Here is a 15,746-nt window from a genome sequence, read left to right as displayed (position 1 = left end):
GGCCTTTGACACATAACGCGATTACATACGCTCTACAGTCTCAATACCCAGCGTATCCAGACCCAGCTTCAGCGTCTTCGCCGTCAGTTGTGCCAGTTTCAGACGGCTGTTACGCACTTCTTCGTTTTCTGCGCTGAGGATCGGGCAGTGCTCGTAGAAGCCAGAGAACAGACCAGCCAGATCGTACAGGTAAGCACACATCACGTGCGGCGTGCCTTCACGGGCAACCACGGTGAGGGTTTCTTCAAACTGCAGCAGGCGAGCTGCCAGTTGCGCTTCACGATCTTCACGGATGATTACCGGAGCTGAAGCCAGTTGCTCTTCGTTAATTTCTGCTTTACGGAACACAGACAAAACACGCGTGTAAGCATACTGCATGTATGGCGCGGTATTACCCTCAAACGCCAGCATGTTGTCCCAGTCGAAGATGTAGTCGGTAGTGCGGTTTTTAGAGAGATCCGCGTATTTCACCGCGCCGATACCCACCGCATTGGCCAGTTTTTCCAGCTCGTCAGCTGGCATATCCGGGTTCTTTTCTGCCACCAGACGACGTGCACGCTCCAGGGCTTCATCCAGCAGATCGGCCAGTTTCACCGTACCGCCCGCGCGGGTTTTGAACGGTTTGCCGTCTTTGCCCAGCATCATGCCGAACATGTGGTGTTCCAGCGGTACGGATTCCGGTACATAGCCTGCTTTGCGGACGATCGCCCATGCCTGCATCAGGTGTTGATGCTGACGGGAGTCGATGTAATACAGCACGCGATCGGCATGCAGTGTTTCATAACGATATTTCGCACAGGCGATATCAGTAGTGGTGTAAAGATAGCCGCCATCTTTCTTCTGAATGATCACGCCCATCGGTTCGCCTTCCTTGTTTTTGAACTCATCAAGGAATACAACGGTCGCGCCTTCACTTTCTACTGCCAGACCTTTGGCTTTCAGGTCCGCCACGATACCCGGCAGCATTGGGTTGTAGAGACTTTCACCCATGACGTCATCGCGGGTCAACGTCACGTTCAGACGATCGTAGGTGATCTGGTTCTGCGTCATGGTGATGTCGACCAGTTTGCGCCACATCTCGCGGAAGTATTCGTCACCGCTTTGCAGTTTTACCACGTAGTTACGTGCGCGCTCGGCGAACTCTTCATCTTCATCGTAATGCTTTTTCGCATCGCGGTAGAAACCTTCAAGGTCAGCCAGTTCCATTTCACCGGCGTTTTCCTGCTGCTGTTTTTCCAGCCACGCAATCAGCATACCGAACTGAGTACCCCAGTCGCCGACGTGGTTCGCGCGAATCACTTTGTGACCGAGGAACTCCAGAGTACGCACTGCCGCGTCACCAATAATGGTAGAGCGCAGGTGACCGACGTGCATCTCTTTCGCCACGTTCGGTGCGGAGTAGTCAACCACAATGGTCTGTTTTTCTGGCGTAGCAACACCGAGACGATCTGACGCCAGCGCCTGCTGAACATGTTCAGCCAGGAATGCCGGATCAAGGAAAATGTTGATAAAGCCTGGACCGGCGATCTCAACTTTGCTGGCGATACCGTTAAGATCCAGATGAGTCAGCACCTGCTCTGCTAATTGTCGCGGTGCCATACCCAGTTTTTTAGCAACTGCCATCATGCCGTTAGCCTGATAGTCGCCGAACTGAACTTTTGCTGACTGACGAACCTGCGGTTCGCAATCCGCAGGCGCGCCTGCCGCAATCATGGCCTGACGGACTTTTTCTGAGAGAAGAGCCTGAATATTCACCGGAATACCTTACATTGATGAAGCGAGCAAAAATTGCCCGCACCAGTTAAAGAAATTAGGGCGGGAGTATACTGCAAATGGCTGTTTTCGTCAGCAACGTGCGCGCGGCGTATTGCCGTTTTCACTATTGCATCAGAAGCGGCGTGAAATCAGCGGTTGGTTGGCGCAGGGCAACAGGGTAAATTAACGCTTTTACTGAAAGACGAAGAGTGATTATGGCGAACTGGCAATCTATCGACGAGCTGCAGGATATTGCATCGGATTTACCGCGATTTACCCACGCATTAGATGAACTTTCCCGCCGTCTGGGGCTGGATATCACTCCGCTGACTGCCGATCACATTTCTTTGCGTTGCCATCAAAACGCCACCGCTGAACGCTGGCGTCGCGGATTTGAACAGTGCGGCGAACTCCTGTCAGAAAATATGATCAATGGCAGGCCGATTTGTCTGTTTAAATTGCATGAACCGGTACAGGTTGCGCACTGGCAGTTTTCCATTGTGGAGCTACCGTGGCCCGGGGAAAAACGTTACCCGCACGAAGGTTGGGAACATATTGAAATCGTTCTGCCGGGCGAGCCAGAAACGCTGAATGCCCGTGCGCTGGCGTTGCTTTCTGATGAAGGACTCAGCCTGCCAGGGATCTCAGTTAAAACCAGTTCGCCAAAAGGTGAGCATGAGCGATTACCGAATCCGACGCTGGCGGTCACCGATGGCAAAACGACGATTAAATTTCATCCGTGGTCCATTGAAGAGATCGTCGCCAGCGAGCAGTCGGCGTAATTAAGGAGCAAAAATGGCATTACTGGAAATTTGCTGTTACAGCATGGAATGCGCACTAACGGCGCAGCAAAATGGCGCTGACAGAATTGAATTGTGTGCGGCACCGAAAGAAGGGGGCTTAACGCCGTCGCTGGGCGTGCTTAAATCCGTGCGTCAGCAGATAACGATTCCCGTGCATCCGATCATCCGCCCGCGCGGTGGTGATTTTTGCTACAGCGACGGCGAGTTTGCCGCCATTCTTGAGGATGTTCGTACTGTCCGCGAATTAGGCTTTCCGGGACTGGTGACGGGCGTTCTCGATGTTGACGGTAATGTCGATATGCCACGAATGGAAAAAATAATGTCTGCTGCCGGTCCGTTGGCCGTTACTTTTCATCGTGCCTTCGATATGTGTGCTAACCCATTAAATACACTGAATAATCTTGCGCAATTGGGCATTGCCCGGGTACTGACTTCCGGGCAAAAATCAGACGCTCTGCAAGGTTTATCAAAAATTATGGAACTTATTGCCTATGGTGATACTCCAATCATCATGGCCGGAGCAGGAGTCCGTGCAGAAAACCTGCACCACTTCCTCGATGCCGGAGTGCTGGAAGTCCATAGCTCCGCGGGAGCGTGGCAAGCCTCACCGATGCGTTATCGTAATCAAGGATTGTCCATGTCATCAGATGCACACGCGGACGAGTATTCGCGTTATGTCGTAGACGGGGCGGCGGTTGCTGAAATGAAAGGAATCATTGAACGCCATCAGGCCAAATGATTTTTACCGTTGCATCATGTCGCCCAATATGATGCTTGCTCGTACCAGGCCCCTGCAATTTCAACAGGGGCCTTTTTTTATCCCTAAACAGTATAAAAAACGAACGATGACTGTGATGTGTAGAACGGGTGACAGTGCGCATAGCGTGGTGCTTAAAATGTTTTATATATTCACATTAATTATGCGATTTAAATTACTAAAACTGACAAATATATATTATAAATAACGGCTGGGTTATTCTTTCGCAATTAATGATTACATTGTAATAAATCATATTCTTTATCGATTATTTCAGGCAGTGTTGTGCCGAATTAAGCAAGTAGTCAATTCGTTGTATATTTATTTATATAATGACTTCGGTGTCCTGGAATTTAATTAGAGGAATCTATGCGAGGGAAAAAACGCATTGGGTTATTTTTTCTGCTGATAGCGGTTGTGGTTGGTGGCGGTGGGTTATTGCTTGCGCAAAAAGCCTTACATAAAACGTCGGATACAGCATTTTGTCTTTCCTGCCACTCGATGAGTAAACCTTTTGAGGAATATCAGGGAACTGTCCACTTTTCGAACCAGAAAGGGATACGTGCGGAATGTGCCGATTGCCATATTCCAAAGTCAGGGATGGATTATTTATTTGCTAAATTAAAAGCATCTAAAGATATTTATCATGAATTTGTTAGTGGCAAAATAGACAGTGACGATAAGTTCGAAGCTCATCGCCAGGAAATGGCCGAAACAGTATGGAAAGAATTAAAAGCAACTGACTCTGCAACCTGCCGTAGTTGCCATTCTTTTGATGCGATGGATATTGCCTCGCAAAGTGAATCTGCGCAGAAAATGCATACCAAAGCGCAAAAGGACGGTGAAACGTGTATTGATTGTCATAAAGGAATTGCCCATTTCCCGCCAGAAATAAAAATGGATGGCAACGCGGCGCATGAACTGGAAAGTCAGGCTGCCACTTCTGTGACCAATGGCGCACATATTTATCCTTTCAAACCTTCCCGCATAGGCGAACTGGCCACTGTGAATCCTGGTACCGATCTCACCGTCGTTGATGCCAGTGGCAAACAGCCGATCGTTCTGTTGCAGGGTTATCAAATGCAGGGCAGTGAAAACACGCTCTACCTGGCGGCAGGTCAACGTCTGGCGCTAGCCACATTAAGTGATGAAGGTATCAAGGCGCTAACGGTAAACGGGGAATGGCAGGCTGACGAATACGGTAATCAATGGCGTCAGGCGTCATTACAAGGGGCGCTAATCGATCCCGTATTAGCGGATCGTAAACCGTTATGGCAATACGCTGAAAAACTCGATGACACCTATTGTGCTGGCTGCCATGCGCCTATTGCCGCTGACCATTACACCGTCAATGCCTGGCCCTCTATCGCCAAAGGAATGGGGGCGCGAACCAGCATGAGCGAAAACGAACTGGACATTTTGACGCGGTACTTCCAGTACAACGCCAAAGATATTACCGAAAAACAGTGATCCTCGTAGATCAGGGAGGAAGTTATGACATTAACAAGACGTGAGTTTATTAAACATAGCGGTATTGCTGCCGGGGCGCTGGTGGTGACATCGGCTACGCCGTTACCCGCATGGGCAGAAGAGAAGGGCGGAAAAATCCTCACCGCGGGTCGTTGGGGAGCGATGAACGTAGAAGTGAAGGACGGTAAGATTGTTTCTTCTACAGGCGCGCTGGCGAAGACCATCCCGAACTCCTTACAGTCTACGGCGGCGGATCAGGTACACACTACGGCGCGTATTCAGCATCCGATGGTGAGAAAAAGTTATCTCGACAATCCACTGCAACCGGCAAAAGGTCGTGGCGAAGACAGTTACGTTCAGGTGAGCTGGGAACAAGCATTAAAACTGATTCATGAGCAACACGATCGCATCCGCAAGGCCAACGGTCCATCGGCCATTTTTGCAGGGTCTTACGGCTGGCGCTCTTCTGGCGTGTTGCATAAAGCGCAAACCTTACTGCAACGTTATATGAATCTGGCGGGGGGATATTCCGGGCATAGTGGCGATTATTCTACCGGGGCTGCGCAGGTGATCATGCCGCACGTTGTCGGTTCTGTGGAGGTCTATGAACAGCAGACTTCCTGGCCGCTGATTCTGGAAAACAGTCAGGTGGTGGTGTTGTGGGGCATGAACCCGCTGAATACCTTAAAAATTGCCTGGAGCAGTACCGATGAGCAAGGGCTGGAATACTTCCATCAGCTGAAAAAATCGGGCAAACCAGTGATTGCCATCGACCCTATCCGTTCCGAAACAATCGAGTTCTTTGGCGATAACGCGACCTGGATTGCGCCGAATATGGGGACCGACGTGGCGCTGATGTTAGGCATCGCGCATACCCTGATGACACAAGGTAAGCACGATAAAGCCTTCCTTGAGAAATACACCACCGGCTATTCGCAGTTTGAAGAGTATCTGACCGGCAAGAATGATAATACGCCGAAGAGCGCGGCCTGGGCGGCAGAAATTACTGGCGTACCGGAAGCGCAGATTGTCAAACTTGCAGAACTGATGGCGGCGAATCGCACGATGCTGATGGCTGGTTGGGGGATCCAACGCCAGCAATACGGTGAACAGAAACACTGGATGCTGGTGACGCTGGCGGCGATGTTAGGGCAAATTGGTACACCGGGCGGCGGTTTTGGATTCTCTTATCATTACTCCAACGGTGGCAACCCGACGCGAGTTGGCGGCGTACTGCCAGAAATGTCTGCGGCGATTGCCGGACAGGCAAGTGAGGAAGCTGATGATGGCGGAATGACCGCGATTCCGGTCGCCCGTATTGTCGATGCGCTGGAAAATCCTGGCGGGAAATATCAGCACAACGGTAAAGAGCAAACGTACCCAAATATCAAAATGATCTGGTGGGCGGGTGGCGGTAACTTTACCCATCACCAGGATACTAATCGTCTGATCAAAGCATGGCAGAAACCGGAGATGATCGTCGTTTCTGAATGCTACTGGACCGCAGCAGCCAAACACGCAGATATCGTATTACCGATCACCACATCGTTTGAGCGCAATGACCTGACGATGACCGGTGATTACAGCAACCAGCATATTGTGCCGATGAAGCAGGCTGTCGCTCCGCAATTTGAAGCGCGTAACGATTTTGACGTGTTTGCCGATCTTGCGGAATTACTGAAACCTGGCGGTAAAGAGATCTATACCGAAGGTAAAGATGAAATGGCGTGGCTGAAATTTTTCTATGATGCCGCTCAGAAAGGTGCGCGTGCGCAACGCGTGACTATGCCAATGTTTAATGCCTTCTGGCAGCAAAATAAACTGCTTGAAATGCGCCGCAGCGAGAAGAGCGAGCAATATGTTCGCTATGGTGATTTCCGCGCCGATCCGGTGAAAAATGCGCTGGGTACGCCAAGCGGCAAAATTGAAATCTATTCAAAAACGCTGGAAAAATTTGGCTATAAGGATTGCCCGGCACACCCGACCTGGCTGGCTCCTGATGAGTGGAAAGGTACCGCCGACGAGAAGCAGTTGCAGCTTCTGACCGCGCATCCGGCGCATCGTCTACACAGTCAGCTTAACTATGCGGAGCTGCGTAAAAAATATGCGGTTGCCGATCGTGAGCCGATCACAATTCACACCGAAGATGCTGCTCGCTTTGGTATTGCGAATGGCGATCTGGTCCGTGCCTGGAATAAACGTGGTCAGATCCTGACAGGCGCTGTGGTGACTGACGGGATCAAAAAAGGCGTGGTATGCGTGCATGAAGGTGCATGGCCGGATCTGGAAAATGGCTTGTGTAAAAACGGCAGTGCGAACGTGTTAACGGCGGATATCCCCAGCTCGCAGCTGGCGAATGCCTGTGCCGGTAACTCTGCGCTGGTGTATATCGAAAAATATACGGGTAATGCGCCGAAGTTAACGGCGTTTGATCAGCCAGCTATTCAGGCATAAGAAGTGAATAGCGCCCGGAAACGGGCGCTGAGGTTATGCAAACGCAAAACTGCCTGATGCGCTATGCTTATCAGGCCTACATAGTCCCTGCAATATATTGAATTAACAAGGCTTTGTAGGCCGGATAAGGCGTTCACGCCGCATCCGGCAGTAATACCAGACCTTTACGGCTTGCGCGCAATCAGTACCGCGCGTTTAGGCGCAGGATAACCTTCCACCGTTTTACCCGGATCATGTGGGTCGAGGAAATCGGCCAGCGATTCGGTGACCATCCACTCGGTACGACGCTGCTCTTCTGTAGTGGTGACGCTCACATCCGCAATGCGAATATCAACAAAACCACACTTCTTCAGCCAGTTTTTCAACGCCAGGGCCGACGGGATGAAATAAACATTACGCATTTGTGCGTAACGATCGCCTGGTACCAGCACCGTGTTTTCGTCGCCATCAATAACCAGCGTTTCAAGCACCAGTTCACCTTCATTGACCAGTTGGTCTTTTAACTGCCAGAGATGCTCCAGCGGTGAACGACGATGATAAAGCACGCCCATCGAAAAGACGGTATCAAAGGCTTTCAGTGCCGGAAGTTGTTCAATCCCTAACGGCAGCAGATGCGCCCGTTGGTCGTTACCTAACAGTTTACGCACTGCTTCAAACTGGCAGAGGAATAGTTGTGTAGGGTCGATACCCACCGCAAGGTGTGCGCCTGCGCCAATCATGCGCCACATGTGATAGCCGCTGCCGCAGCCGACATCAAGAATGGTGCGCCCGGTTAAATCAGAAAGATGGGGCAGAACACGATCCCATTTCCAGTCGGAACGCCACTCGGTATCGATGTTGACGCCATACAGTGAGAACGGCCCTTTGCGCCACGGCATCAGGTTGCGCATCAGCGTTTCAATGCGCTTAATCTGCCCGGCGCTCAGTGGTTCTTCGCTTTCTGCCGTCACGCTATGCAGTAAATCAAGACGATACGGTTTAATTTCAGGCAGAAATTCCACCGCATTGGACCACTGTTTAAACAGACCGTGCTGCTGTTCGCGCTGCCAGCTGGCAATCTGCGCGGGCAGGGTTTCCAGCCAGTGTGAAAGATGATTTTTGGCAATCAGAGAATAAAAGTTACCAAAGTCGATCATGCAGCGTCCTCTGCTTTTAATGCCACCAGTGAACCAAAATTAAAGCACTGGAACCACAGCTCGCTATGCTCAAAACCGGCTTTATGCAGGCGTGCCTTGTGGGTTTCCACGGAATCGGTCAGCATTACGTTTTCTAACATGCTGCGCTTCTGGCTGATTTCCAGCTCGCTGTAGCCGTTGGCACGTTTAAAGTCGTGGTGCATGTTGAACAGCAGTTCACCAACTTTGGCATCTTCGAAACTGAATTTTTCCGAAAGCACCAGCGCGCCACCCGGGTTTAGCCCTTGATAAATTTTATCCAGTAACGCCTGGCGCTCGGAAGGTTCCAGGAATTGCAGGGTAAAATTCAGTACCACCATCGACGCGTTTTCAATGGCAATATCGCGAATATCACCTTCAATAACGTCAACAGGCGTAGGCGCTTTATAGGCGTCAATATGACGACGGCAGCGTTCAATCATTGCCGGGGAGTTGTCGATGGCGATAATTTTACAATTATCATGATGAATGTTGCGACGCACTGAGAGCGTCGCTGCGCCCAAAGAACAGCCCAGATCGTAAATCTGCGTACCCGGTTGAACGAAGCGTTCAGCTAACATACCAATCATTGAAATAATATTGGAGTAGCCGGGAACGGAACGTTGGATCATATCCGGGAAGACTTCAGCTACCCGTTCATCAAAGGTCCAGTCGCCCAGTCTGGCGATAGGAGCAGAAAATAGCGTGTCGCGGTGAGACATAACGTAAAAATCCGGGAAAAAGAAAGTGGCGTATTGTGCGCTAACGCAGGGAGAAAACCAACTCCCAGGGCATATACCAAAGATTCGCCAGCACCATCAGCAATAGCGCACACCAGGTGGCGCTCATACCAGAACGTCGCCAGCGAAACAGACGGTGATGGAAACCGTAATAATGCATCAGGCGACCTGCAAGCAAAACGAGGCCGCAAATATGCACCATCCAGGTTTCAGCACCATTCATTTCCATAAATAGCATCAATACAATCGCGATGGGAATATATTCCACCGCATTGCCATGAATACGAATAGCACTTTGTAGTTCGCTAAAACCGCCGTCGCCATAGGCAACGCGATACTGCATTCGCAGGCGAACAACATCAAAAGAGAACTTCATTAATAACAACGCACTTAAAACGGCATACAGCGCGCTTACCATACAAACTCCCTTTAAAATGGCCGATGGCACTTGTCTATGATAGGTGGCAAATTCAGAAAAGAGAAGATTGCTGTGGAATAGCCGGGACTGCTCCGATCTCTGGAAGCATTTTACGTAAGTCTTCCCACAGTGTATGTACCAGTTCCGGGGCCTGAGCAATATCTGGCGTGTGCAGAAAAAGATAAGGCGTGGTGTTCTGCTGCCACTGCGCTAATTTTTGTAACCAGACCTGAAATAATTCCCTGTTTTGCGCCATATCATCGCTGCCGATAAAACGGATCAGCGGATTTGTCGCCGTTAGTACGGCATGTACCGGAACCTTCGGTTTCTTCCGTTGAGCGTCGCGTATGGCTTCATTATGCGGACGTGCAGCATGAACCGGGCGGCTGTCTAAAATCACCCGATTAACGCCGCGCTGATGTAATCCGCGATTAAGCGTTTGTTCCTCTTCCCCTTTGGCGAAAAACTGCGGATGACGCACTTCCACACCATAATTAAATTCGCCGGGAAGAGTATCGAGAAAATGCCAAAGCGCAGGCAAATCCCGTGGGCCGAATGTGGCAGGCAGTTGCAGCCAGTATTGCCCAATGCGCGGAGCCAGCGGTGACATACGGGTCAAAAATTCACTGGTTAAATCATCGCAATGACGCAACGCTGCCTGATGCGAAATGGTCGCCGGAAACTTAAAACAGAAGCGGAAGTCATCTGTGGTCTGCTCCCGCCAGCGCAGGACAACCTCGGGTTTCGGCAAGGCGTATAGCGTGGTGTTGCCCTCCACGCAATTAAAGTAGCGGGCATACTCTTCCAGGCTGGTTATCCCCAGACGCACCCATTTAGGATGCGACCATTGCGGCAGACCGATATAAATCATAACGCGTTGAGGATCTCTTCCACGCTGCGCACACGGGCGATGCGTGGATAGATATGGTTGATGCTGTTATTGTGCTGCTCGGCACTGGCGGCGCTACAGGCATCTTCGGCAATCACCAGATTAAAACCGAGTTCCCAGGCATTGCGGGCGGTGGACTCAACGCCGATATTGGTCGAGATCCCACATAACACTATTGTATCGATACCTCGGCGGCGTAATTGCAACTCCAGATCCGTACCGTAAAACGCACCCCATTGACGTTTGATGATTTCGATATCGCTGTCGGTTGCACCTAATGCAGCAGGATGTTGCCACCAATTTTCGGGCAACACTTTAGCGGGAGAGGGGGCATCAACCGGCTGTTTTAATGCTTCAGCATAATCGACAGACCAGCCAACACGCACCAGAAACACGGGCTGACCGCTCGCGCGAAATTTCGCCGCCAGCTTCCCGGCGCGATTTACCACGTCTTCGGCAGTATGCGGACCACCGGCAAAAGGCAAGATGCCTTCCTGTAAATCAATCACCACTAGCGCTGTGGATTTGGCATTAAGTTCAAGCATGATCACTCCAGATAAAACAAAATCGTGCCTCTCACCTTAATGCGATTAGCCGATGGCGGAACGACAAATTTTGTTAATTTTTATGAGTTCGGGCAACACCTTTATAGCAAACTGGCGTAGAGTCTGAATCCAGGACCGATATAAAGTGGTAACGAGGCGTTCCAGCGCGGGCCAGGCTCTTACGGTGCGGCAGAATTTCCAGTATAATAGCCGCCTTTTTTCATTCAGTTGTGACATACAGCTAACGCTGCGACTCAGGTCACCTGCACAGCAGGGGACATCCGCCAGCAGCTAAGTTAAGGGATATCTCATGCGTACAGAATATTGTGGACAGCTCCGTTTGTCCCACGTGGGGCAGCAGGTGACTCTGTGTGGTTGGGTCAACCGTCGTCGTGATCTTGGTAGCTTGATCTTTATCGATATGCGCGACCGCGAAGGTATCGTGCAGGTATTTTTCGATCCGGATCGTGCGGACGCGTTAAAGCTGGCCTCTGAACTGCGTAATGAGTTCTGCATTCAGGTCACGGGCACCGTACGTGCGCGTGACGAAAAAAATATCAACCGCGATATGGCGACTGGCGAAATCGAAGTGCTGGCTTCCTCGCTGACCATCATCAACCGCGCAGACGTTCTGCCGCTTGACTCTAACCACGTCAACACCGAAGAAGCGCGTCTGAAATACCGCTATCTTGACCTGCGTCGTCCGGAAATGGCTCAGCGCCTGAAAACCCGCGCTAAAATCACCAGCCTGGTGCGTCGTTTTATGGACGACCACGGCTTCCTCGATATCGAAACTCCGATGCTGACTAAAGCCACGCCGGAAGGCGCGCGTGACTACCTGGTGCCTTCTCGTGTGCACAAAGGTAAATTCTACGCGCTGCCGCAATCCCCGCAGTTGTTCAAACAGCTGCTGATGATGTCCGGTTTTGACCGCTACTATCAGATCGTTAAATGCTTCCGTGACGAAGACCTGCGCGCTGATCGCCAGCCTGAATTTACTCAGATCGATGTGGAAACCTCTTTCATGACCGCGCCGCAAGTGCGTGAAGTGATGGAAGCGCTGGTGCGTCATTTGTGGCTGGAAGTGAAGGGCATTGATCTGGGCGATTTCCCGGTAATGACCTTTGCGGAAGCTGAACGCCGTTACGGCTCCGACAAACCGGACCTGCGTAACCCGATGGAACTGACCGACGTTGCCGATCTGCTGAAATCCGTTGAATTCGCGGTATTTGCGGGTCCGGCGAACGATCCGAAAGGCCGTGTTGCCGCTCTGCGTGTTCCGGGTGGCGCATCGCTGACCCGTAAGCAGATCGACGAATACGGTAACTTCGTTAAAATCTATGGCGCGAAAGGTCTGGCTTACATCAAAGTTAACGAACGCGCGAAAGGTCTGGAAGGTATCAACAGCCCGGTAGCGAAGTTCCTTAATGCGGAAATCATCGAAGCCATCCTGGATCGTACTGCCGCGCAGGATGGCGATATGATTTTCTTCGGTGCCGACAACAAGAAAATTGTTGCCGACGCGATGGGCGCACTGCGTTTGAAAGTGGGTAAAGACCTTGGCCTGACCGACGAAAGCAAATGGGCGCCGCTGTGGGTTATCGACTTCCCGATGTTTGAAGACGACGGTGAAGGCGGCCTGACGGCAATGCACCATCCGTTCACCGCGCCGAAAGACATGACGGCGGCAGAGCTGAAAGCTGCACCGGAAAATGCGGTGGCGAACGCTTACGATATGGTCATCAATGGTTACGAAGTGGGCGGTGGTTCAGTGCGTATCCATAATGGTGATATGCAGCAGACGGTGTTTGGCATTCTGGGGATCACCGAAGAGGAACAGCGCGAGAAATTCGGCTTCCTGCTCGACGCCCTGAAATACGGTACTCCGCCGCACGCAGGTCTGGCATTCGGTCTTGACCGTCTGACCATGCTGCTGACCGGCACCGACAACATCCGTGACGTTATCGCCTTCCCGAAAACCACGGCGGCAGCGTGTCTGATGACTGAAGCACCGAGCTTTGCTAACCCGACTGCACTGGCTGAGCTGAGCATTCAGGTTGTGAAGAAGGCTGAGAATAACTGATATGACTCAAATACACGAAATCATTCGCGTTGCATCGAGGCGGCAACTGAGTGAACTCCCATGAGCATAGATAACTATGTGAATGGGATGAGCGAAGGCAGTCAACGAAGAGGCAGCGTGAAGGATAAAGTGTATAAGCGTCCCGTTTCGATCTTAGTGGTCATCTATGCACAAGATACGAAACGGGTGCTGATGTTGCAGCGGCGTGACGATCCCGATTTCTGGCAGTCGGTAACCGGCAGTGTGGAAGAGGGTGAAACCGCGCCGCAAGCTGCCATGCGCGAAGTAAAGGAAGAGGTCACCATCGATGTTGTCGCTGAACAACTGACCTTAATTGACTGTCAGCGCACGGTAGAGTTTGAAATTTTTTCACATTTACGTCATCGCTATGCGCCGGGCGTGACGCGCAATACGGAATCATGGTTCTGTCTTGCGCTCCCGCACGAGCGCCAGATTGTTTTCACTGAACATCTGGCTTACAAGTGGCTTGATGCGCCTGCTGCGGCGGCGCTCACTAAGTCCTGGAGCAACCGACAGGCGATTGAACAGTTTGTTATTAACGCTGCCTGAACAGGCAGGGCTATCTGGAGATATTTTTATGGCAGGTCATAGTAAATGGGCCAACACCAGACATCGTAAAGCTGCGCAGGATGCTAAGCGCGGTAAAATCTTCACTAAAATCATTCGTGAGCTGGTAACCGCGGCTAAGCTGGGCGGTGGCGATCCGGACGCTAACCCGCGTCTGCGTGCAGCAATTGATAAAGCACTGTCTAACAACATGACCCGTGACACCCTGAACCGCGCAATTGCACGTGGTGTGGGCGGTGATGATGATGCAAACATGGAAACCATCATCTACGAAGGTTACGGCCCAGGCGGCACGGCAATCATGATTGAATGTCTGTCTGACAACCGCAACCGTACCGTTGCTGAAGTGCGTCACGCATTCAGCAAATGTGGCGGTAACCTCGGTACTGACGGTTCCGTAGCCTATCTGTTCAGCAAAAAAGGCGTGATCTCCTTCGAGAAAGGCGACGAAGACACCATCATGGAAGCAGCACTGGAAGCAGGTGCTGAAGACGTTGTGACCTATGATGACGGCGCAATCGACGTCTACACTGCATGGGAAGAGATGGGTAAAGTACGCGACGCTCTGGAAGCGGCAGGTCTGAAAGCAGACAGCGCAGAAGTTTCCATGATCCCGTCAACCAAAGCCGATATGGATGCAGAAACTGCACCGAAACTGATGCGTCTGATCGATATGCTGGAAGACTGTGACGACGTGCAGGAAGTTTACCATAACGGTGAGATCTCTGATGAGGTTGCAGCGACCCTCTGATGAGGCCGGCTAAACAACAAAACGGAGACGCGTGATGTCTATTATTCTCGGTATTGACCCGGGTTCGCGCGTTACCGGCTACGGTGTTATCCGTCAGGTGGGCAGGCAACTGTCCTACCTGGGTAGTGGATGCATACGCACCAAAGTGGATGATTTACCGTCTCGACTGAAGCTGATCTATGCGGGCGTGACGGAAATCATCACCCAGTTCCAGCCCGATTATTTCGCAATCGAACAAGTCTTTATGGCGAAGAACGCTGACTCTGCTCTGAAACTGGGGCAGGCGCGAGGCGTAGCGATTGTGGCAGCGGTGAATCAGGAATTGCCGGTGTTTGAATATGCTGCGCGTCAGGTGAAGCAAACAGTGGTGGGCATTGGTAGCGCCGAAAAAAGCCAGGTGCAGCATATGGTGCGTACCTTGCTGAAATTACCTGCTAATCCACAGGCGGATGCCGCCGATGCGCTGGCGATTGCCATCACCCACTGCCATGTCAGCCAGAATGCGATGCAGATGAGCGAATCGCGGCTGAACCTGGCGAGAGGGCGACTGCGCTAAATTATCACGCTTCAGTCAGTTCAGGCTGAGGCGTTTCTACTCCCTCCGCATGAATCAACATTAGACTCGGATGATGCCACAAACTCGCTGGCGTAACCGTTTTACGATCCCACGGAATAGAACCTAAGAACCAGAATTTCCAGAAAGTGAGTTTTACATTCGGATTGCTATTTAACAATTCTCCAAATGTCTCTATTTCGCCAACCGGAATACATAGCGCCTCTTTATAAATATCAAAGACAAATTTTGAACAGAACTGGCGTGAAGATTCGTATTTAAAACCGGTGTGGTAGAGTTTGCGTAGCCGGGAGGGAACCTGTTCAACAATTCGTTGTTTTTGTTGTTCTGTTAGCCCTGCGTCTAATCGCTTTATAGCATAGCGTTGGTTAGAAGAACGTTTAATAAAACGGGATAGAGTAGTGATGGTTGAGAGGGGAACACGGCTTTCTGCAACCAGGAAGTCTTCACCGTTATGACCGATAATGATCCCGACGTGATTACTCCAGCAATTTGATGCTGCTGATATTTGACCAAATAAGGCAGCACCTATACATGTAAAGACGATATCACCAATTTCATATTCAGCAGGGTAATTAATATTCACGTTGTCATTCCATTGAAATAAATATGAATACACGTAATAACATAAAAAAGTTTATTTTTCAGGAGTCGAAATGTATATTTTTTTACGCATTAACTCACTGAATATGTAATATTAAAATATTTGCTTCCAATATAACTTGTAGAATAAATTATACTGTGCCATTTTTCAGAACATCGGGA

General features: G+C 50.8%; 15 protein-coding genes. 8 read left to right on the top strand and 7 right to left on the bottom strand.

Annotated features, from left to right (window positions below; translation table 11 throughout):
- Nucleotides 1-21: 21 nt before the first annotated feature.
- A complete protein-coding gene (gene argS / locus D9597_RS16895; RefSeq protein WP_130208507.1) occupies nt 22-1,755 on the bottom strand; it encodes an arginine--tRNA ligase in 1,734 nt (577 codons plus the stop codon).
- 215 nt (nt 1,756-1,970) lie between these two features.
- Between argS and D9597_RS16890 the strand changes: the two genes are divergently transcribed.
- The 4 genes from D9597_RS16890 (at nt 1,971) to torZ (ending at nt 7,239) form a co-directional block, all read left to right on the top strand.
- Complete coding sequence (locus D9597_RS16890; RefSeq protein ID WP_130218686.1) at nt 1,971-2,537, top strand: VOC family protein; 567 nt, start codon at nt 1,971-1,973, stop codon at nt 2,535-2,537.
- Nucleotides 2,538-2,550: 13 nt separating this feature from the next.
- A complete protein-coding gene (cutC, locus tag D9597_RS16885; RefSeq protein ID WP_130218688.1) occupies nt 2,551-3,297 on the top strand; it encodes a copper homeostasis protein CutC in 747 nt (248 codons plus the stop codon).
- A gap of 387 nt (nt 3,298-3,684) precedes the next feature.
- Nucleotides 3,685-4,785, top strand: coding sequence for a NapC/NirT family cytochrome c (locus tag D9597_RS16880; protein ID WP_130223559.1), 1,101 nt, complete (start codon nt 3,685-3,687; stop codon nt 4,783-4,785).
- Between the two features lie 24 nt (nt 4,786-4,809).
- Nucleotides 4,810-7,239 carry a trimethylamine N-oxide reductase TorZ gene (gene torZ / locus D9597_RS16875; protein WP_130223557.1) on the top strand — a complete coding sequence of 810 codons (2,430 nt, stop codon included), beginning with the start codon at nt 4,810-4,812 and terminating at the stop codon, nt 7,237-7,239.
- Nucleotides 7,240-7,403: 164 nt separating this feature from the next.
- On the opposite strand, the gene cmoB is transcribed toward torZ, so the two are convergent.
- From cmoB to D9597_RS16850, 5 genes are read right to left on the bottom strand one after another with little or no spacing between them, the layout of a single operon-like run.
- Nucleotides 7,404-8,375 (bottom strand): tRNA 5-methoxyuridine(34)/uridine 5-oxyacetic acid(34) synthase CmoB, encoded by a 972-nt coding sequence (gene cmoB / locus D9597_RS16870; protein WP_000564757.1) that lies wholly within the window; start codon nt 8,373-8,375, stop codon nt 7,404-7,406.
- A complete protein-coding gene (gene cmoA, locus D9597_RS16865) occupies nt 8,372-9,115 on the bottom strand; it encodes a carboxy-S-adenosyl-L-methionine synthase CmoA (protein WP_130208500.1) in 744 nt (247 codons plus the stop codon). The genes cmoB and cmoA overlap by 4 nt, the downstream gene beginning before the upstream one ends.
- Before the next feature lie 40 nt (nt 9,116-9,155).
- The gene (locus tag D9597_RS16860) at nt 9,156-9,551 is read right to left on the bottom strand and encodes an MAPEG family protein (RefSeq protein WP_130218694.1); all 396 of its coding nucleotides are present in this window, start codon (nt 9,549-9,551) and stop codon (nt 9,156-9,158) included.
- Nucleotides 9,552-9,603: 52 nt separating this feature from the next.
- Nucleotides 9,604-10,422, bottom strand: coding sequence for a DUF72 domain-containing protein (locus D9597_RS16855; protein WP_130223555.1), 819 nt, complete (start codon nt 10,420-10,422; stop codon nt 9,604-9,606).
- A complete protein-coding gene (locus D9597_RS16850; RefSeq protein WP_130223553.1) occupies nt 10,419-10,985 on the bottom strand; it encodes a hydrolase in 567 nt (188 codons plus the stop codon). Before D9597_RS16850 ends, D9597_RS16855 begins: the two co-directional genes overlap by 4 nt.
- A 310-nt stretch (nt 10,986-11,295) precedes the next feature.
- On the opposite strand from D9597_RS16850, the gene aspS reads away from it, so the two are divergent.
- The 4 genes from aspS to ruvC all read left to right on the top strand — a co-directional run bounded on the left by aspS (nt 11,296) and on the right by ruvC (nt 14,963).
- Complete coding sequence (aspS, locus tag D9597_RS16840; protein WP_130208496.1) at nt 11,296-13,068, top strand: aspartate--tRNA ligase; 1,773 nt, start codon at nt 11,296-11,298, stop codon at nt 13,066-13,068.
- 117 nt (nt 13,069-13,185) lie between these two features.
- Nucleotides 13,186-13,638 (top strand): dihydroneopterin triphosphate diphosphatase, encoded by a 453-nt coding sequence (gene nudB / locus D9597_RS16835; protein WP_001300367.1) that lies wholly within the window; start codon nt 13,186-13,188, stop codon nt 13,636-13,638.
- A gap of 28 nt (nt 13,639-13,666) precedes the next feature.
- Complete coding sequence (locus tag D9597_RS16830) at nt 13,667-14,407, top strand: YebC/PmpR family DNA-binding transcriptional regulator (RefSeq protein WP_000907234.1); 741 nt, start codon at nt 13,667-13,669, stop codon at nt 14,405-14,407.
- Between the two features lie 34 nt (nt 14,408-14,441).
- Nucleotides 14,442-14,963, top strand: coding sequence for a crossover junction endodeoxyribonuclease RuvC (ruvC, locus tag D9597_RS16825; RefSeq protein ID WP_010350951.1), 522 nt, complete (start codon nt 14,442-14,444; stop codon nt 14,961-14,963).
- A gap of 4 nt (nt 14,964-14,967) precedes the next feature.
- On the opposite strand, the gene D9597_RS16820 is transcribed toward ruvC, so the two are convergent.
- Entirely contained in the window at nt 14,968-15,567 is a 600-nt protein-coding gene (locus tag D9597_RS16820; protein ID WP_130223549.1) for a YebB family permuted papain-like enzyme, read from the bottom strand.
- Nucleotides 15,568-15,746 lie beyond the last annotated feature (179 nt).

The organism is Escherichia sp. E13S3 (assembly GCF_004212325.1).
GTDB lineage: Bacteria > Pseudomonadota > Gammaproteobacteria > Enterobacterales > Enterobacteriaceae > Escherichia.
This window is presented reverse-complemented; position numbering and strand designations above follow the sequence as displayed.